This is a genomic window from Streptomyces sp. NPDC101160 (genome assembly GCF_044768205.1).
Classification (GTDB): domain Bacteria; phylum Actinomycetota; class Actinomycetes; order Streptomycetales; family Streptomycetaceae; genus Streptomyces.
This window is the reverse complement of sequence record NZ_JBIWPJ010000004.1, coordinates 76,337-93,874: the sequence shown is the minus strand read 5'-3', so window position 1 is coordinate 93,874 and position 17,538 is coordinate 76,337. Positions and strand designations below refer to the sequence as shown.

At 71.4% G+C, this 17,538-nt stretch carries 16 protein-coding genes and 1 pseudogene; 10 read left to right on the top strand and 7 right to left on the bottom strand.

All coding sequences use genetic code 11. From position 1 onward, the window contains the following. Positions 1-46: 46 nt before the first annotated feature. Positions 47-583: a hypothetical protein gene (locus ACIRSU_RS13450; protein WP_403791637.1), complete on the top strand. Its 537-nt coding sequence runs from the start codon at positions 47-49 to the stop codon at positions 581-583. Here the strand turns inward: ACIRSU_RS13450 and ACIRSU_RS13445 are convergent. The 5 genes and pseudogenes from ACIRSU_RS13445 to ACIRSU_RS13425 all read right to left on the bottom strand — a co-directional run bounded on the left by ACIRSU_RS13445 (position 549) and on the right by ACIRSU_RS13425 (position 5,487). After that, complete coding sequence (locus ACIRSU_RS13445) at positions 549-1,724, bottom strand: serine hydrolase domain-containing protein (protein WP_403792534.1); 1,176 nt, start codon at positions 1,722-1,724, stop codon at positions 549-551. The genes ACIRSU_RS13450 and ACIRSU_RS13445 overlap by 35 nt on opposite strands. 102 nt (positions 1,725-1,826) lie before the next feature. Continuing rightward, positions 1,827-2,533: pseudogene (locus tag ACIRSU_RS13440) on the bottom strand (response regulator); the annotation flags it as partial. Continuing rightward, the gene (locus tag ACIRSU_RS13435) at positions 2,530-3,576 is read right to left on the bottom strand and encodes a sensor histidine kinase (RefSeq protein WP_403792532.1); all 1,047 of its coding nucleotides are present in this window, start codon (positions 3,574-3,576) and stop codon (positions 2,530-2,532) included. The pseudogene ACIRSU_RS13440 and the gene ACIRSU_RS13435, both read right to left, overlap by 4 nt. 131 nt (positions 3,577-3,707) lie before the next feature. Continuing rightward, complete coding sequence (locus tag ACIRSU_RS13430; protein ID WP_403791636.1) at positions 3,708-4,424, bottom strand: glycerophosphodiester phosphodiesterase; 717 nt, start codon at positions 4,422-4,424, stop codon at positions 3,708-3,710. A 37-nt stretch (positions 4,425-4,461) separates the two neighbouring features. Then, positions 4,462-5,487 carry an adenosine deaminase gene (locus ACIRSU_RS13425; RefSeq protein WP_403791634.1) on the bottom strand — a complete coding sequence of 342 codons (1,026 nt, stop codon included), beginning with the start codon at positions 5,485-5,487 and terminating at the stop codon, positions 4,462-4,464. A gap of 85 nt (positions 5,488-5,572) precedes the next feature. On the opposite strand from ACIRSU_RS13425, the gene ACIRSU_RS13420 reads away from it, so the two are divergent. After that, complete coding sequence (locus ACIRSU_RS13420; RefSeq protein ID WP_403791632.1) at positions 5,573-6,229, top strand: DUF4190 domain-containing protein; 657 nt, start codon at positions 5,573-5,575, stop codon at positions 6,227-6,229. Positions 6,230-6,253: 24 nt separating this feature from the next. On the opposite strand, the gene ACIRSU_RS13415 is transcribed toward ACIRSU_RS13420, so the two are convergent. After that, positions 6,254-6,796, bottom strand: coding sequence for an NADAR family protein (locus ACIRSU_RS13415; protein WP_403791630.1), 543 nt, complete (start codon positions 6,794-6,796; stop codon positions 6,254-6,256). A gap of 175 nt (positions 6,797-6,971) precedes the next feature. Here ACIRSU_RS13415 and ACIRSU_RS13410 point away from each other — a divergent pair, with 175 nt between their 5' ends. The 8 genes from ACIRSU_RS13410 to ACIRSU_RS13375 all read left to right on the top strand — a co-directional run bounded on the left by ACIRSU_RS13410 (position 6,972) and on the right by ACIRSU_RS13375 (position 16,747). Next, complete coding sequence (locus tag ACIRSU_RS13410) at positions 6,972-8,489, top strand: gamma-aminobutyraldehyde dehydrogenase (RefSeq protein ID WP_403791627.1); 1,518 nt, start codon at positions 6,972-6,974, stop codon at positions 8,487-8,489. 73 nt (positions 8,490-8,562) lie between these two features. After that, a complete protein-coding gene (locus tag ACIRSU_RS13405) occupies positions 8,563-9,810 on the top strand; it encodes a spermidine/putrescine ABC transporter substrate-binding protein (RefSeq protein WP_403791626.1) in 1,248 nt (415 codons plus the stop codon). Positions 9,811-9,860: 50 nt separating this feature from the next. Continuing rightward, on the top strand, positions 9,861-11,030 hold the full coding sequence (locus ACIRSU_RS13400; RefSeq protein ID WP_403791624.1) for an ABC transporter ATP-binding protein: 1,170 nt from the start codon (positions 9,861-9,863) through the stop codon (positions 11,028-11,030). Then, positions 11,027-11,959, top strand: a complete 933-nt coding sequence (locus ACIRSU_RS13395) for an ABC transporter permease (RefSeq protein WP_403791622.1) — start codon at positions 11,027-11,029, stop codon at positions 11,957-11,959. The genes ACIRSU_RS13400 and ACIRSU_RS13395 overlap by 4 nt, the downstream gene beginning before the upstream one ends. Then, the gene (locus ACIRSU_RS13390) at positions 11,959-12,753 is read left to right on the top strand and encodes an ABC transporter permease (RefSeq protein ID WP_403791620.1); all 795 of its coding nucleotides are present in this window, start codon (positions 11,959-11,961) and stop codon (positions 12,751-12,753) included. Before ACIRSU_RS13395 ends, ACIRSU_RS13390 begins: the two co-directional genes overlap by 1 nt. Before the next feature lie 54 nt (positions 12,754-12,807). Further along, positions 12,808-14,235 carry an NAD(P)/FAD-dependent oxidoreductase gene (locus tag ACIRSU_RS13385; RefSeq protein WP_403791618.1) on the top strand — a complete coding sequence of 476 codons (1,428 nt, stop codon included), beginning with the start codon at positions 12,808-12,810 and terminating at the stop codon, positions 14,233-14,235. Positions 14,236-14,360: 125 nt separating this feature from the next. Next, positions 14,361-14,855 carry a hypothetical protein gene (locus ACIRSU_RS13380; protein WP_403791617.1) on the top strand — a complete coding sequence of 165 codons (495 nt, stop codon included), beginning with the start codon at positions 14,361-14,363 and terminating at the stop codon, positions 14,853-14,855. 86 nt (positions 14,856-14,941) lie between these two features. After that, positions 14,942-16,747: a chitinase gene (locus tag ACIRSU_RS13375; RefSeq protein WP_403791615.1), complete on the top strand. Its 1,806-nt coding sequence runs from the start codon at positions 14,942-14,944 to the stop codon at positions 16,745-16,747. Here the strand turns inward: ACIRSU_RS13375 and ACIRSU_RS13370 are convergent. Then, positions 16,713-17,447 (bottom strand): phosphatase PAP2 family protein, encoded by a 735-nt coding sequence (locus tag ACIRSU_RS13370; protein WP_403791613.1) that lies wholly within the window; start codon positions 17,445-17,447, stop codon positions 16,713-16,715. The two genes, ACIRSU_RS13375 and ACIRSU_RS13370, sit on opposite strands and share 35 nt — an antisense overlap. Positions 17,448-17,538: the final 91 nt, after the last annotated feature.

The window sequence follows — 17,538 nt, the reverse complement described above, 5'->3', positions numbered from 1 at the left end:
CGGGGGTGGTTTTTGAACGTGTTCATGAGGGGCGTACGCTGCCGTCATGAGCGACACGAACGGGCCCAGAGCCCTCCTCAAGCGCATCCGCGTCTGGCTGGTCGTCTTCATCGTCTGTCTGGTGCTCAGCGGCGCCACCGCGTTCCCGCTGGTCACCGAACTCCGCCTGGCCCACGAGGCGTTGGCCTCGTGGGCGGCGCCCGTCGGCGACGCCTTCCCGGTGCTCGTCGAGTGGCTCGACCGGGTGCGGAGCGGCGTCGAGGGGGCCGACGCGCAGGCGCCGTACCTGCTCTACGGCACCGACTGGCTGGCGTTCGCGCATCTCGTCATCGCCGTCGCGTTCTACGGGCCCTACCGTGACCCGGTCCGCAACATCTGGGTGATCGAGTTCGGCATGATCGCCTGCGTCGGCATCATCCCCCTCGCCCTGATCTGCGGGCCGGTCCGCGGCATCCCCTTCTGGTGGTCGGTCATCGACATGTCGTTCGGGGTGTTCGGCATCCTGCCGCTGCTCGTCGTGCGCCGGCTGATCAAGCGCCTGGAGGCGGTCACGCCGACGGCGTTCCGAACGTCGCCAGCATGAGGCCCATGGCCACCTTGTTCATGCCCTCGCCCTTCGCGTCCGTCGCGTTGACGCTGTAGACCAGGGTGCGCTCGCCGTGGCGGGTCGAGGCGATGGCCGTGTTGTAGCCGTAGCGGCCACCGGTCTTGCCCCACACCTCGCGCCCGCCCAGCTTCTTCATCGAGAGGCCGACCGAGTACGCGGCCGGGTCGCCGCTCTCGAGGTCCGCCACCTTCGGCAGCGTGAACATCTCCTCCAGGAGCGGTCCGCGCACCACCCGGCCCGCGAACAGGGCCCGCGTGAACCGCTCCAGGTCGGCGGTGGTCGAGATCAGGTCACCGGCCGCCCAGGCCGAGGTCTGGCCCCACGCCGTCACGTCCCGCAGCCCGGTCGTCCCGTCGTCCAGCTTCATGACCTGGTAGCCGTGGTTGTGCGGGCCCTCGATCCGCGGGCTGGTGCCGGGGAAGTAGGAGTCGCGCAGGCCGAGCGGGCGGAGGATCCGTACGGCCACCTGGTGCTCGTACGAGTCGCCCGTCACCCGCTCCACGATGAGCCCGGCGATCGTGTAGCCGATGTTCAGGTAGTGCTGCCGGGTGCCGGGCGCGAACTCGCGCGGCTGCGCGGTCGCCTTCCGGACCAGGTCGCGCGGGTCGTAGGTGACGAAGCGGCTCGCGTACCACTCCTCGACCGTGTCGCCGGGCAGCTCGGCCGCCGGGATGCCGTGCGTGTGGTTCAGCAGCTGGCGCACCGTCACCTCGTCGTACTTCGCCGGGATCAGCTCCGGGAGGTACGCGCGGGCCGGGCGGTCCAGGTCGATCCGGCCCTCGGCCGCGAGCTGGAGGACGACCGCCGCGGTGAACACCTTGGTGACCGAACCGGCCCGGAAGCGGCCGGCCGGATCGGCCGGGCGGTTGGTGCGCAGGTCGTGCACGCCGGCGCTGCCCTGCCAGGCGCCCTCGGTGCCGCCGACCCGGACCAGCGCCGCCGTCGCGTCCTTGGAGGGGAGGTTCGCGATCACCGACGCGAGACCACTGGGGTCGGCGGGCGCCTGGGCGGCGGTGGCGGCGGGCGCCGGGGCCGCGGCGGCCGGGAGGGCCAGCGGGCCCGCCGCGACACCCAGGACCAGGGCGGCGGCGAGCAGCGTGCGGGTGGTGTTCTTCATGGTCAACTCCGTGGTTCGGACGGGCCGTTCTCGATGACTCCATCCTGCTGACCAGCGGCGATCCACGGATCGCCCGCACCGGCGGTCTTCGCCGCCCCGACTCCTCGCCCGCGCGGGGGAGCCGCCCGGCCTCAGGCTCCCCCGGCCGGGGGAGCGCCCGCCGTGATCAGGCCCGTCTCGTACGCGCAGATCACCGCCTGGATCCGGTCGCGCAGCCCCAGCTTCGCCAGCACGTTCCCCACATGCGTCTTCACCGTGTGGTCGCTCACCACCAGCTCCGCCGCGATCTCCGCGTTCGACAGGCCGCGCGCGAGCAGCAGCAGCGTCTCCCGCTCCCGGGTCGTGAGCGCGTCGAGCCGCGGATCGACGCGGCGCGGGCCGGCCGCCGGCGCCGAGGTGTACTGCTCCACCAGCCGCCGCGCCACCGTCGGCGCGAGCAGCGCCTCGCCCGCCGCGACCACCCGCACCGCGTGCACCAGGTCGTCCCGGCGCACGTCCTTCAGGAGGAAGCCGCTGGCGCCCGCGTGCAGCGCCTCGTACACGTACTCGTCGGTGTCGAAGGTCGTCAGGATCACCGTCCGGCAGGCCGACTCGGCGGAGATCGTCCGACACGCCTCGATGCCGTCCATCACCGGCATCCGGATGTCCATCAGCACCACGTCGGGGGAGTGCCGGCGCACCGCCTCGACCGCCGCGGCCCCGTCGCCGGCCTCCGCGACCACCTCGATGTCAGCCTGCACGTCCAGGATCAGCGCGAAACCGCTGCGCACCAGCTCCTGGTCGTCCGCCACGACCACCCGGATCGTCATCCCGCCTCCCAGGGAATCACTGCCCGCACCTCGAAACCCCGCCCGTCCGGGCCCGGCCCGGCCGACGCCGTGCCACCGTGCGCCGCCGCCCGCTCGCGCACCCCGAGCAGCCCGTGGCCTCCGGAGCCCGCGGCCGGCTCGCCGTGCGGCCCGCGCCCGTCGTCCGTCACCCGGACCTCCAACCCGCCGGGCCCGTACCCGAGCCGCACCGCCACCGAGCGGGCCCCGGCGTGCTTGACCACATTGGTCAGCGCCTCCTGCACGATCCGGAAGACGGTCGCCCCGGTCGCCTCCGGCAGCGGCCGCTCGGCGCCCTCGGTCGCGTACCGCACGTCGAGCCCGCCGCCGCGCACCCGCGCGAGCAGCTCCGGCAGTTCGCCGAGACCGGGCTGCGGCGCGCGCGGCGACGACCCGGCGGAGTCCTGCTCGTCGCGCAACACGCCCAGCATCCGGCGCAGTTGGACCATGGCGTCGCGGCCGGTCGCCGAGATCGCCTCGAAGGCCGCCTCGGCCCGCGCGGGCGCGGCCCGCACCGCGAGCGGCCCGGCCTCCGCCTGCACGATCATCAGGCTCACCGCGTGCGACAGGATGTCGTGCATCTCCCGGGCGATCCTGGCCCGTTCGCGGGCCGCGGCCTGCTCCGCCTCGACCCGGTGCGCCCGCTGCCGGGCGTCCGCGAGCCGCCCGAAGGCGTAGGCGGCGCCGAACACGAAGAGCGAGAAGGTCAGTTCGCGCACCGACTGGGTGTTGAGCCACACCGACACCGGCACCGCGACCAGCATCAGGAGCCCCGACACGAGCCGCTTCCACGGCGGGGAGAGCACGGCGATCGTGTAGAGGCTGAGCAGCCCCGTGTACGGCAGCGGCTGCCCCGGTCCCTCAAGGGCGAGCTTGTAGAGCGCGCTGGCCGCCATGACGGCGAGCAGCACCGCGAGCGGCGCCCGCCGCCGCCACACCAGCGGGACGACGGTGAGCGTCGTCAGCCCGTACGCCGGCCAGGTCGCCGGTTCGAGCTCGGGCCCGCGCGGCACCACGAACGGCATGGTCACCGCCGCCTGCACCAGCAGCGCGATGCCGATGTCCACGGCCCACGGATGGGCCTCCCACCAGGACCGCAGCTCCCGAAGCGTCCGCCTGCCCCGGCCCCGTATCCCTTGTATCCCCCGTATACCCGTCAAGCCCCGTGTTCCCGTTCCCGTTCGCGTTCCCGCACGGAGACCAGCGCGTCGATGCGGTTGGTCGTGATCGAGTCGACCCCGTGGCGGATCAGCTTACGCATCCACCGGCGGGTGTCCGGCGTCCACACCGAGACCAGCAGGCCGTCCCGGTGCACCCGCTCCACCAGCTCCCGACTCGCGAGTCCGAAGCGGTAGTTGAGCCACCTCGGGCGGACCACGTCGAGCAGCACGGGCCGGGGCGGCGCCAGCGTGTTCCAGGTCAGCGCGATCTCCGCACCCGGGTCGGCCGCCCGTACGTCCAGCATGGCCGCGCCGCCCGCGCAGTAGTAGACCTGGTCGCCCGCGCCGCACTCGCGGACCGTGCCGATGATGTCGCGCACCGACGCCGCGTCACCGCCCGGCAGGTCCAGCATCAGCCGGTGCGCGCCGGCCGCGACGAGCGCCTCGCGCAGCGTCGGCACCGCGCCGTGGGGGCCGTCCGCCGTCAGCTCCTTCAGCTGGTTCACGGTGACGGAGGAGAGCGGGCGGTCGTGTCCCCACAGGCGCTTCAGGGTGTCGTCGTGCAGCAGCACGGGCACGCGGTCCTTGGTGAGCCGGACGTCGACCTCCACCGCGTCCGCGCCCCGCCGGAACGCCGACAGGACCGACGGGACGGTGTTCTCGCGGACGCGATAGGGGTCGCCGCGGTGGCCTACGACAGTGACGGGATCCATGACCCCATTCTGCTGGCGCGCGGTCGCCGGCAGCGGCTCAGCGCGCCAGCCACTGCTCCGTGTACGTGTCGATCTCCTCGGTCAGGCGGGCCTTGCCGGCCTCGTCCAGGAACGACGCCTCCACCGCGTTCTTCGCGAGCGCGGCCAGACCGCGCTCGTCCAGGCCGAGGAGACGGGCCGCGACCGCGTACTCGTTGTTCAGGTCGGTGCCGAACATCGGCGGGTCGTCGCTGTTGATGGTCACGAGCACGCCCGCGTCCACCATCTGCCTGATCGGGTGGTCCTCCAGGCGCTCTACCGCGCGCGTGGCGATGTTCGACGTCGGGCACACCTCCAGGGCGATCCGGTGCTCGGCGAGGTACTTCAGCAGCTCCGGGTCCTGGACCGAGCTGGTGCCGTGGCCGATGCGCTCCGCGCCCAGCTCGCGGATCGAGTCCCAGACCGTCTGCGGGCCCGTCGTCTCGCCCGCGTGCGGCACCGAGCGCAGACCGGCCGCCCGGGCGCGGTCGAAGTACGGCTTGAACTGCGGACGCGGCACGCCGATCTCCGGGCCGCCGAGGCCGAACGACACCAGGCCCTCCGGACGCAGGTCGACCGCCAGGCGTGCGGTCTCCTCGGCCGCCTCCAGGCCCGCCTCGCCGGGGATGTCGAAGCACCAGCGCAGCACGACGCCGAGCTCGGCCTCCGCCGCCTTGCGGGCGTCCTCGATCGCCGCCATGAACGCGCGCTCGTCGATGCCGCGGCGGGTCGAGCTGTAGGGGGTGATGGTCAGCTCCGCGTAGCGGATGTTCTGCCGGGCCATGTCCCGGGCCACCTCGAAGGTGAGCAGCCGGACGTCCTCCGGGGTGCGGACGAGGTCCACGACGGAGAGGTAGACCTCGATGAAGTGGGCGAAGTCCGTGAACGTGAAGTAGTCGGCGAGGGCGTCGGGGTCCGTCGGAACCTTGGAGTCCGGGTGGCGGGCGGCCAGCTCGGAGACGATCCGGGGCGAGGCGGAGCCCACGTGGTGCACGTGCAGCTCGGCCTTGGGAAGCCCGGCGATGAAGGAATGCAGGTCGGTCATCGGGTCATGGTAGGCCGGGCCGCCCCGGCAGGGTCCGCGAAAAGAGGGAGGCCGTAGCATGGCGTGACCACGATGGGGGAGGCCCATGTCCGAGAACCATGACCAGCCGGTGGACCCGTGGGCTCCGCCGAACCAGGACGGCGTCGAACTGAGCAAGCCCGCGCCCGCGACGCCTCCGGCACCCGCGCCGAACGACGCGTCGGTGCACAACCAGCAGACCGTCGTCTCGATGCCCGGCGCGGAGCTCCCGCCGCCGCCCGTCGCGCCCGGCGGCGCCTTCGGCTACCCGACCCCGACGACTCCGGCGACCTCGCCGGCCGGTGCGCAGCAGCCCGGCTACGGCTACCCGCCGGCGTCCCCGTACCCCAGCTACGGGTCGAGCGGCTACGGCAGCGGCTACGGACAGCCCGGCTGGGGCCAGCCGGCCCCGTCCAACGGCATGGGCACGGCCTCGATGGTGCTCGGCATCATCGCCGTCGCCGGCTTCTGCATGTGGGGCTTCGGCGTGCTGCTCGGCATCCTCGCGCTGATCTTCGGCATCATCGGCCTGAAGAAGGCCTCGCGCGGCGAGGCGACGAACCGGGGCATGGCGATGGCGGGGGTCGTCCTGGGTTCGGTCGGCATCCTCATCAGCGCCGTGTTCCTGGCCCTGATGATCGTGGCCGTCGTCAACGCTCCGGAGCACTCGGACTCGTCCTACGACGACCCGTTCGACACCAGCCTGGTGGTCGACGCACGCTAGCTCGCGCCGCGCGGGGGCGGCGACTCACCGCAGCCGCTCCCGCGCCTCCATCAGCGCGAAGCCCAGCAGGTTCGGACCGCGCCAGCGCTCCGGGTCCGTGGCCCGCGGATCGTCCGCCGCCAGGCCGATGCCCCAGATGCGGTCCAGCGGGCTCGCCTCGACGAGGACGCGGCTCCCCGTGCCGACGAGGAAGGCGCGCAACGACTCGTCGGACGCGAACTTGTGGACGCTGCCCGCCACCACGATCCCGTAGCGCTCCCGCTGCCAGACCGTCTCGTCGAAGCCGCGCACCAGCCGGCCCGCCTTCTTGGCCTGGGCCGGGCCGGGCGCGGCGAGGGCCGCCTCGACCGCTTCGGCGTCGCCGAAGAGCCTCGCCTTCTCGGCCATCATCCAGTGCTCGGCCGTCGCGTACCGCACGCCGTCCACCACGAACGGTGACGGCCACCACTGGCTCAGACAGCTCGCCGACAGCTGCCCGTCAGGGCGCGGGCGGTGGCCCCAGAAGTGCAGCCACTTCACCGTCTCCCCCCGTTTGACCTGCTCCTTCAGCACCTCGAGATCGCTCATGCACGCCACCTTTTCACCCGCCACTGACACTCCGTACGGCAATTTCCCGCCGCTCTCGACACATGGTCGACCGAATCCGTCGCGTAACCAAAAGGCAACAACGGAATCACTTGTTGCACCTGAGGTGCTCTGTCAGGATCGGCACTCAACTCGAGCTGGAACAACGGAGAGCGTCATGGGCAACCGCTTCCAGGTGTCGGATCGCTTCGCGGACGGCGCGCAGTACATCGGGGGGCGGCTCCGCCCCGGGACCTCGGAGCAGGACCACACCGTCATCGACCCGGCGACCGGGGAGGGTGTCCACACCTACCGGCTCGCTTCCACTCACGACGTGGACGAGGCCGTCGGCGCCGCCAGGGACGCCTTCCCGGAGTGGGCGGGCGCCACGCCCGGCGAGCGCTCCGAGGCGCTGCACCGGTTCGCGGGTGTGCTCGCCGAGCGGGCGGAGGACTTCGCCCGGGTCGAGTCGCTGCAGTGCGGCAAGCCCATCAGGCTGACGACCGAGTTCGACGTGCCGGGGACCGTGGACAACACGGCCTTCTTCGCGGGTGCCGCACGGCACCTCCAGGGGCAGTCGGCGGGCGAGTACAGCGGTGACCACACCTCGTACGTGCGGCGTGAGGCGATCGGCGTGGTCGGCTCGATCGCGCCCTGGAACTATCCGCTCCAGATGGCGGCCTGGAAGATCCTCCCGGCGATCGCGGCCGGCAACACGATCGTCCTGAAGCCGGCCGAGCTGACGCCGCTCACGTCCCTGATGTTCGCCCAGGCGGCGAGCGACGCCGGGATTCCGGACGGTGTCGTCAACATCGTCAACGGCGCCGGCCGGGTCGCCGGCGAGCACCTGGTCGGGCACCCGGACGTGGCCATGACCTCGTTCACCGGCTCCACGGGCGTCGGCAAGCGGGTCGCCGAGGTCGCCACCGCCACCGTCAAGCGGCTGCACCTGGAGCTGGGCGGCAAGGCTCCGTTCGTCGTCTTCGACGACGCCGATCTGGAGGCCGCCGCGCAGGGCGCCGTCGCCGCCTCCCTCATCAACAGCGGGCAGGACTGCACGGCCGCCACCCGGGCCTATGTGCAGCGGCCGCTGTTCGACGCCTTCGTGGCGCGGGTCGCGGAACTCATGGAGACCGTCCGCCTGGGCGACCCGTTCGATCCCGCCACCGACCTCGGGCCGCTCGTCAGCCACGCCCAGCGCGACCGCGTCGCCGGTTTCGTCGAGCGGGCGCGGGGCTACGCGACCGTCGTCACCGGCGGCGAAGCCCCTGGTGGCGAGCTCAAGAACGGCGCATACTACCGACCCACCCTGATCACCGGCGCCGCCCAGGACAGCGAGGTCGTGCAGTCGGAGATCTTCGGACCGGTCCTGGTGGCCCTGCCCTTCGACAGCGACGACGAGGGCATCCGGCTGGCCAACGACACCCCGTACGGCCTCGCCGCCTCCGCCTGGAGCCGTGACGTGTACCGGGCGAACCGGGCCACCCGGGAGATCAAGGCCGGCTGCGTCTGGGTCAACGACCACATCCCGATCATCAGCGAGATGCCCCACGGCGGCTACAAGGCCTCGGGCTTCGGAAAGGACATGTCGGCGTACTCCTTCGAGGAGTACACGCAGGTCAAGCACGTGATGTACGACAACACGGCGGTGGCGGCCAAGGACTGGCACCGCACGATCTTCGGGGACCGCCTGTAATCGATATGCGGCTACCGCCGCGTGAAGCCAGCCGTCCGACCAGCGGCGAATCCATTCCGAAAGGGCACAGCGCATGGAGCAGTACGAGTCCGACAGCCTGTCGGGCCCCCAGCTGGCGGCGATACGGCGCAGCCTCACGAGCGGCCGGGGCGCCGTCACCCGCCGCTCGGTGCTGCGCGCCGGAGGCGTCGGCGCGCTCACCGTCGGCGGCTTCGCCTCCCTGAGCGCCTGCGGCATCCCGCCCGCCAAGCGGGAGGGCCAGGGGCCGGCGTCGACGGACTTCTCGGCCAAGGAGAAGACCGTGAACTTCTCCAACTGGACCGAGTACATGGACGTGAGCGACGACGAGAAGCACCGTCCGACGCTGGAGGCGTTCGCCAGACGGACGGGTATCGACGTCAAGTACACCGAGGACATCAACGACAACGTCGAGTTCTTCGGGAAGATCAAGCCGCAGCTCGCGGCCGGCCAGGACACCGGCCGCGACCTGATCGTCGTCACCGACTGGCTGGCCGCCCGCATCATCCGCCTCGGCTGGGCCCAGAAGCTCGACGCGGCCAACCTGCCGAACGCCTACGCCAACCTGTCGCCGCAGTTCCGCCGGCCCGACTGGGACCCGGGCCGCGCCTACACGTACCCCTGGACCGGCATCTCCACCGTCATCGCGTACAACCAGAAGGCGACCGGCGGGAAGAAGGTCGACTCCGTCACCCAGCTCCTCGACGACCCCGCGCTCAAGGGCCGGGTCGGCTTCCTGACGGAGATGCGCGACTCGGTCGGCATGACCCTGCTCGACATGGGCAAGGACCCCGGGAAGTTCACCGACGCCGACTACGACGCCGCCATCGGCCGGCTCCAGAAGGGCGTCGACAAGAAGCAGATCCGCCGCTTCACCGGCAACGACTACACGTCGGACCTGGACAAGGGCGACATCGCCGCCTGCCTGGCGTGGGCCGGTGACATCATCCAGCTCCAGGCGGACAACCCGGACATCAAGTACGCGATCCCGGCGGCCGGCTACCTCACCTCCAGCGACAACCTGCTGATCCCGGCCCAGGCCCGGCACAAGACCAACGCCGAGAAGCTCATGGACTACTACTACGAGCTCCCGGTGGCCGCCCAGCTCGCCGCGTACATCAACTACGTGTGCCCCGTCGACGGCGTGAAGGACGAGCTCGCCAAGATCGACCCGGCCCTCGCGAACAACACGCTGATCGTCCCGGACAAGGCGATGGCGAAGAAGTCGCACGCCTTCCGCTCGCTGAGCAGCGCCGAGGAGACGGCGTACGAGGAGAAGTTCGCCAAGCTCATCGGCGCCTGACCGGCCGCACGCCCTCCGCCTCCCCTTCACGAACCCCGGGACCTCACCCCATGACTGACAAGACTGCTCACACCGAAAAGAACAATGGCGGCGGCGACGTCCGTCTCACCGGCATCAGCAAGTCCTACGGCTCCTTCCACGCCGTGCGCCCGCTCGACCTGACGGTGCCGCAGGGCTCGTTCTTCGCCCTCCTCGGCGCCTCCGGCTGCGGCAAGACGACCACGCTGCGCATGATCGCCGGCCTGGAGGAGCCGACCACCGGCACCGTCTTCCTCGGCGACCGCGACGTCACCGACCTCCCGCCGTACAAGCGGCCGGTGAACACGGTCTTCCAGTCCTACGCGCTGTTCCCGCACATGAACATCTTCGAGAACATCGCCTTCGGCCTGCGCCGGCGCGGCATCAAGTCGGTGAAGCCGCAGGTGGACGAGATGATCGAGCTCGTGCAGCTCGGCGAGCACGCCCACAAGAAGCCGCACCAGCTCTCCGGCGGCCAGCAGCAGCGCGTCGCCGTCGCCCGCGCCCTCATCAACCACCCGCAGGTGCTGCTCCTCGACGAGCCGCTCGGCGCCCTCGACCTCAAGCTGCGCCGCCAGATGCAGCTGGAGCTCAAGCGCATCCAGACCGAGGTCGGCATCACCTTCGTGCACGTCACCCACGACCAGGAGGAGGCCATGACCATGGCCGACCAGGTCGCGGTGATGAACGGCGGCCGGGTCGAGCAGCTGGGCGCGCCCGAGGACCTGTACGAGAACCCGCAGACCACCTTCGTCGCCAACTTCCTCGGCACCTCGAACCTGATCGAGGCCGAGGTCGTCGAGACCGGCTCCGAGGTGATCGTCACGGCCGGCGGCGGCAAGCTCCGGCTGCCCGGCGACCGCTGTACGTCCGCCGTGCGCCAGGGCGGCAAGGTGCTCGTCGGCGTACGGCCCGAGAAGATCTCGCTGGCGCACGCCGACGACGCCGGCCGGATCCCCGACGGCCGCAACCGGGTCACGGGCCGGATCGCCGACTCGTCCTTCATCGGCGTCTCCACCCAGTACGTGGTGAACTCGCCGGCCGGCGCGGAGCTCCAGGTGTACGAGCAGAACATCGAGCGCGACTCCCGGCTCGTCCCCGGCGCCGAGGTCGTCCTGCACTGGAACCCGGACCACACCTTCGGCCTCGACGCGACCCAGGACATCGACGCGGGCGTCGAGACGGTGGAGGACGCCGCATGACCGCCACCCTCGTGAAGGAGCAGGCGGCGGCGCCGGCCGGGGAGCCGGTCGTCCGCAAGCCCTCCACCCGCAAGCGGCTCGTCCCGTACTGGCTGCTGCTGCCCGGCATCGTCTGGCTGCTCGTCTTCTTCGCGCTGCCGATGGTCTACCAGGCGTCGACGTCGGTCCAGACCGGCTCCCTGGAGCAGGGCTTCCAGGTCACCTGGCACTTCCAGACCTACTGGGACGCCTTCCAGGAGTACTGGCCGCAGTTCGTCCGCTCGCTGCTCTACGCCGGCACCGCCACGCTGCTCTGCCTGCTGCTCGGCTACCCGCTGGCGTACCTGATCGCCTTCAAGGCCGGGCGCTGGCGCAACCTCGTCCTCGTCCTCGTCATCGCGCCGTTCTTCACCAGCTTCCTCATCCGCACGCTGGCCTGGAAGACGATCCTCGCCGACGACAGCGTCGTGGTCTCCGCCCTGAACACCCTGCACGTCCTCGACGTGACCAACTGGCTCGGCTGGACCGAGGGCAGCCGGGTGCTCGCCACGCCCATGGCGGTGGTCTGCGGTCTCACGTACAACTTCCTGCCCTTCATGATCCTGCCGCTCTACACCTCCCTGGAGCGGATCGACGGCCGGCTGCACGAGGCCGCGCAGGACCTGTACGCCTCCCCGGCGACCACCTTCCGCAAGGTGACCTTCCCGCTGTCCATGCCGGGCGTCGTCTCCGGCACGCTGCTCACCTTCATCCCGGCGAGCGGTGACTACGTCAACGCCGAACTGCTCGGCTCCACCGACACCAAGATGGTCGGCAACGTCATCCAGTCGCAGTTCCTGCGGGTCCTGGACTACCCGACGGCCGCCGCCCTCTCGTTCATCCTCATGGCGATCGTGCTGCTCATGGTCACCGTCTACATCCGCCGAGCGGGAACGGAGGACCTGGTCTGATGCGTTGGATCCGACAGCACCTCGTCGTCATCGCGGGCCTGCTGACGCTCGCGTACATGATCCTGCCGAACGTCGTCGTGATGGTGTTCTCGTTCAACAAGCCGAACGGGCGCTTCAACTACGCGTGGCAGCAGTTCTCCCTGGACGCCTGGAAGGACCCGTGCGGCGTCGCCGACATGTGCGGCTCGCTGTCGCTGTCGCTGCAGATCGCCACCTGGGCCACGCTCGGCGCCACGGTCCTCGGCACGATGATCTCGTTCGCGCTCGTCCGCTACCGCTTCCGGGCGCGCGGCGCGATCAACTCGCTGATCTTCCTGCCGATGGCGATGCCCGAGGTCGTCATGGCCGCCTCGCTGCTCACCCTGTTCCTCAACATGGGCGCGGAGCTGGGCTTCTGGACGATCCTCATCGCCCACATCATGTTCTGCCTGTCGTTCGTCGTGACGGCGGTCAAGGCGCGCGTGATGTCCATGGACCCGCGCCTGGAGGAGGCCGCGAGGGACCTCTACGCGGGGCCGGTGCAGACCTTCCTGCGGGTCACGCTGCCGATCGCCGCGCCCGGCATCGCGGCCGGCGCGCTGCTCGCCTTCGCGCTCTCGTTCGACGACTTCATCATCACCAACTTCAACGCGGGCTCCACCGTGACCTTCCCCATGTTCGTCTGGGGCTCGGCACAGCGAGGAACCCCCGTTCAGATCAACGTCATCGGCACGGCGATGTTCGTCATCGCGGTACTGATGGTCGCGGCCGGACAGATCATCACGAACCGGCGCAAGAAAACAGCAACAGCCTGAATGAGCGCCCGGCCGGCGGACGCCGCCGGCCGGGCACCGAAGGAGTTGGAAACCATGGCCCCAGTCGCCATGCGTCTCGCTGCACAATCTCTCTCCGACGCCCAGCCCGTCCCCTTCTGGCTGGAAGACCCCGGCAAGCCCACGGCCCTGCCCGCCCTCACCGGCACCGAGCGGTGCGACCTGCTCGTCATCGGCGGCGGCTACAGCGGCCTGTGGACCGCGCTCCTCGCCAAGGAGCGCGACCCCTCCCGGGACGTCATGCTGATCGAAGGCCGCGAGGTGGGCTGGGCCGCCTCGGGCCGCAACGGCGGCTTCTGCGCCGCCTCCCTCACCCACGGCTTCGGCAACGGCCTGGCCCGCTGGCCCGAGGAGCTGCCGACGCTGGAGCGCATGGGCGCCGAGAACCTCGACGCCATCGAGGCCACCGTCGCCCGCTACGGCATGGACTGCGACTTCGAGCGCACCGGCGAGATCGACGTGGCCACCGAGGCCTACCAGGTCGACGAGCTGCACGAGTGGTACGAGGAGGCCGGCCGGCTCGGTCTCGCCGACGGCCTGGAGTTCCTGGACCGGGACGCGGTCCGGGCCGAGGTCGCCTCGCCGACCTTCCAGGGCGGCCTGTGGGACCGGCGCGGCGTCGCCATGCTGCACCCGGCGAAGCTGGCCTGGGGCCTCAAGCGGGCCTGCGCCGAGCTCGGCGTGCGGATCTTCGAGAACACCCCGGCGCTCGACCTGGTGCCGGCGGGTGGCGCCGGCGGCGGCATGGCCGTGCGCACCCCGTACGGCCGGGTCGCGGCCGGCAAGGTCGCCCTCGGCACCAACGTCTTCCCGTCGCTGGTCAAGCGGCTGCGGCACTACACCGTCCCGGTCTACGACTACGCCCTGATGACCGAGCCGCTCAGCCCCGAGCAGCTGGCCTCGGTCGGCTGGAAGAACCGGCAGGGCCTCGGCGACAGCGCCAACCAGTTCCACTACTTCCGCATCACCGCGGACCACCGCATCCTGTGGGGCGGTTACGACGCGGTCTACCGGTTCGGCGGCAAGGTCGCGGCCGAGCTCGACCACCGCCCGGAGACGTATCTGAAGCTGGCCCAGCACTTCTTCACCTGCTTCCCGCAGCTGGAGGGGCTCCGCTTCAGCCACGCCTGGGGCGGCGCGATCGACACCTGCTCCCGCTTCTCCGCCTTCTTCGGTACCACGCACCAGGGCAAGGTGGCGTACGCGGCGGGCTACACGGGCCTCGGCGTGGGCGCGACCCGCTTCGGTGCGGACGTGATGCTGGACCTGCTGGCCGGGGAGCACACCGAGCGCACCCGGCTCGGCATGGTCCGCTCGAAGCCGCTGCCGTTCCCGCCGGAGCCGATCGCCTGGGCGGGCATCGGGCTGACCAAGTGGTCGCTCGCGCGGGCCGACGAGAACGGCGGCCGGCGGAACCTGTGGCTGAAGGCGATGGACAAGCTGGGCCTCGGCTTCGACAGCTGAGCCATCGTGATGTGACGCAGGTCACAGTCCCTGGAAGGTGAACCCGCGTCATAGCCGCGGGGCCGCCTCCTCTCTCCGTGTGGACACCGCACCGGGCGGGTCCGCACGGAGAGGGGACTGTGACGATGAACGCTTCGGGGACCTCGGGCACGTCGGGAACGCCGGAGGCCAAGGCCGCGATGGAATGGCTGGCGTCGGCGGCGCCGGATCCCGGCGCCTGCCGCTTCGAATGGGAGCGCAACCCGCACGGCGTCGCGCTGCTGCCCGCCGGGCGCCGCTGGGACGTGCTGATCCTGCCGGCCGAGCTCGGCTATCCCACCCTCGACGTCCTGACCCGCCTCGTCGACCGCCCCGGCCCCGTGCTCGCCGACCCCGGCGACGCCCGGACGGGCTTCTTCGTGCCCCCGGGCACCGCCGCCCGCTGGCTCGGCACCGGCGTGCGCGGCGCCGGCCGCGGCACCTGGATCGCCGTCCCCCATCCGGGTCGCGCGACCGGCGGAGTGCGCTGGCTGGTGGCCCCCGACGCAGCAGGCACCCTCACGGATGCCGCGCTGCTGGAGCTGGCCATGCACGAGGCGGCGGGGCGACTGGCGCGCGGGGGAGGGGGAGCCGGGAGCTGACGCCCGGCAGAGGTCTTGACCAGTTGATTGGTCTGGACCATGCTGTGGCGCGCTCCACCTCGATTCCCCCACCCCCGGAGGCAGTTGTGGACCGCACCAGACCCCTCGCGCTGGCACTGGCAGGCGCGCTCGCCGTCGGCGGCCTCGTGGCGCTGACCCCCCTCGCCCACGCCGCCGACACCGAACTCGCCCGCAACGGCGGCTTCGAGTCCGGCCTGGACGGCTGGAGTTGTACGGCCGGCAGCGGGGCCGTCGTCGCTTCCCCCGTGCACAGCGGGACGAAGGCCCTGCAGGCGACCCCGGCCGGCAGCGACAACGCCCGGTGCGCCCAGACCGTGACGGTGAAGCCGAACTCGACGTACACGCTGAGCGGCTGGGTCCGCGGCAGCTACGTCTACCTCGGCGCGTCCGGCACCGGCACGACCGACGTCTCCACCTGGACCCAGTCCGCCCCCGACTGGCAGCGGCTCGCCACCACCTTCACCACCGGCGCCTCGACCACCTCGGTGACCGTCTACACCCACGGCTGGTACGGCACCGGCGCCTATCAGGCCGACGACCTGTCCCTGCTCGGCCCCGGCGGCGACCCCGTCCAGACCCCGGCGACCCCCACCGGACTCACCGCCGGCTCCGCGACCGACACCACCGTGACCCTCGGCTGGCCGGCGGTCGCCGGCGCCACCTCGTACCGCGTCTACCAGGGCGGCGCCCTCGTCGCGACCGTCACCGGCACCTCGTACACCGCGACCGGGCTGACGGCCGCCACCTCGTACACCTTCCAGATATCGGCCGCCAACAGCGCCGGCGAGTCCGCGAAGTCCGCCGCCGTCACCGCCACCACCACCTCCTCGGGCGGCGGCAACCCCGGCGGCACGCTGCCCGCGCACGCCCTCGTCGGCTACCTCCACGCGAGCTTCGCCAACGGCTCCGGCTACACCCGGATGGCCGACGTACCCGACTCCTGGGACGTCATCGACCTGGCCTTCGGCGAGCCGACCTCGGTGACGTCCGGCGACATCCGCTTCAGCCTGTGCCCGGCGACCGAGTGCCCGAACGTGGAGTCCGCCGCCGACTTCAAGGCGGCCATCAAGGCCAAGCAGGCCGCCGGCAAGAAGGTCCTCATCTCCATCGGCGGCCAGAACGGCCAGGTCCAGCTCACCACCACCGCCGCCCGCGACACCTTCGTCTCCTCGGTCTCGAAGATCATCGACGAGTACGGACTCGACGGCCTCGACATCGACTTCGAGGGACACTCGCTCTCCCTGCAGAGCGGCGACACCGACTTCCGCAACCCCACCACCCCGGTCGTCGTCAACCTGATCTCGGCGGTGAAGACCCTCAAGGCCAGGTACGGCGCGAAGTTCGTCCTGACGATGGCCCCGGAGACCTTCTTCGTCCAGCTCGGCTACCAGTACTACGGCTCCGGCCCCTGGGGCGGCCAGGACCCGCGCGCCGGCGCCTATCTGCCGGTCATCCACGCGCTGCGTGACGACCTCACCCTGCTGCACGTCCAGGACTACAACTCGGGTTCGATCATGGGCCTCGACAACCAGTACCACTCCATGGGCGGCGCCGACTTCCACATCGCCATGACCGACATGCTCCTCACCGGCTTCCCGGTCGCCGGCAACACCGACCGCGTCTTCCCGCCGCTGCGGCCCGACCAGGTCGCCATCGGCCTGCCCGCCTCCACCCAGGCCGGCAACGGCTACACCGCCCCGGCCGAGGTCACCAGGGCCCTCGACTGCCTGACGAAGAAGAGCAACTGCGGCTCCTACCAGCCCCACGGCAGCCGGCCGGGCCTGCGCGGCCTGATGACCTGGTCGGTCAACTGGGACCGCTACAACGGCGGCGAGTTCAGCCGGAACTTCGACGCATACACGTGGAGCTGACGAACAGGATCAGCACCCCGAGGCAGAGACTGGCGAGCACGTCCAGCGGCCAGTGGTAGCCCCGCAGGACCAGTCCGGTGCCGGTCACCGCCGTGAGCACGGCGGCGACCGGCACCAGGCGTCCGGACACCAGGAAGGCCGCGCCGAAGTACGCCACCATCGCCGTCGCCGTGTGGCCCGACGGGAAGTAGCCGTGCGCCCAGGGCTCCAGCGGCCCCGGTCGGGCCGTCCAGGTCTTCAGGGGGACGACGAGGAGCGGGACGGCGGCCATGGCGAGGGCGGCCCGGAGGGCCTGGGCGCGGCGGCCGCGCCGGATCGCGTACGCGAGCGCGCAGGCCAGGACGGGGAGGGCGACCGTCATGTTGCCGAGGTCGGAGGCGGCCTCGCTCAGACCGCGCGGCACGGTGTCCACCAGGGCGCGGGAGACGCGCTCGTCGAGGCGGGTGAGGGGGCCGTGCACCAGGACCTGCCAGGTGGTGACGGCGAGGACGATGAGCGCCCAGAACGCAGCCGACCGCCCCGGAACAGGGGGGGTGGTTCCGGGGCGGTCGCCTTGACCGGGCTGCCGCGCGCCCCGGGGGGTGTGGGGCGGGCGGCCATCCGATCGGTGAGGAGTTCCGGAGCCCAGGGCTCCAGCGGTGTGCGCTGCGGCACGGTTCGGGCAGGGCTGGGGAGGCTCGACCCGAGGTGTTTCTCTCATCTGTGGAAACCGTACGGCACGGAACGGGGGGCCGACAGCGGGAACTCCATCCCGCCATCGGCCCCCCACAGCTTCTTCACACAGAGTGTCA

Bases quoted from the DNA above. Each gene is read 5' to 3' on its own strand.
- ACIRSU_RS13450 (WP_403791637.1), top strand. From the start codon at position 47: ATGAGCGACACGAACGGGCCCAGAGCCCTCCTCAAGCGCATCCGCGTC.
- ACIRSU_RS13445 (WP_403792534.1), bottom strand. From the start codon at position 1,724: ATGAAGAACACCACCCGCACGCTGCTCGCCGCCGCCCTGGTCCTGGGT.
- ACIRSU_RS13435 (WP_403792532.1), bottom strand. From the start codon at position 3,576: ATGCCGTTCGTGGTGCCGCGCGGGCCCGAGCTCGAACCGGCGACCTGG.
- ACIRSU_RS13430 (WP_403791636.1), bottom strand. From the start codon at position 4,424: ATGGATCCCGTCACTGTCGTAGGCCACCGCGGCGACCCCTATCGCGTC.
- ACIRSU_RS13425 (WP_403791634.1), bottom strand. From the start codon at position 5,487: ATGACCGACCTGCATTCCTTCATCGCCGGGCTTCCCAAGGCCGAGCTG.
- ACIRSU_RS13420 (WP_403791632.1), top strand. From the start codon at position 5,573: ATGTCCGAGAACCATGACCAGCCGGTGGACCCGTGGGCTCCGCCGAAC.
- ACIRSU_RS13415 (WP_403791630.1), bottom strand. From the start codon at position 6,796: ATGAGCGATCTCGAGGTGCTGAAGGAGCAGGTCAAACGGGGGGAGACG.
- ACIRSU_RS13410 (WP_403791627.1), top strand. From the start codon at position 6,972: ATGGGCAACCGCTTCCAGGTGTCGGATCGCTTCGCGGACGGCGCGCAG.
- ACIRSU_RS13405 (WP_403791626.1), top strand. From the start codon at position 8,563: ATGGAGCAGTACGAGTCCGACAGCCTGTCGGGCCCCCAGCTGGCGGCG.
- ACIRSU_RS13400 (WP_403791624.1), top strand. From the start codon at position 9,861: ATGACTGACAAGACTGCTCACACCGAAAAGAACAATGGCGGCGGCGAC.
- ACIRSU_RS13395 (WP_403791622.1), top strand. From the start codon at position 11,027: ATGACCGCCACCCTCGTGAAGGAGCAGGCGGCGGCGCCGGCCGGGGAG.
- ACIRSU_RS13390 (WP_403791620.1), top strand. From the start codon at position 11,959: ATGCGTTGGATCCGACAGCACCTCGTCGTCATCGCGGGCCTGCTGACG.
- ACIRSU_RS13385 (WP_403791618.1), top strand. From the start codon at position 12,808: ATGGCCCCAGTCGCCATGCGTCTCGCTGCACAATCTCTCTCCGACGCC.
- ACIRSU_RS13380 (WP_403791617.1), top strand. From the start codon at position 14,361: ATGAACGCTTCGGGGACCTCGGGCACGTCGGGAACGCCGGAGGCCAAG.
- ACIRSU_RS13370 (WP_403791613.1), bottom strand. From the start codon at position 17,447: ATGAGAGAAACACCTCGGGTCGAGCCTCCCCAGCCCTGCCCGAACCGT.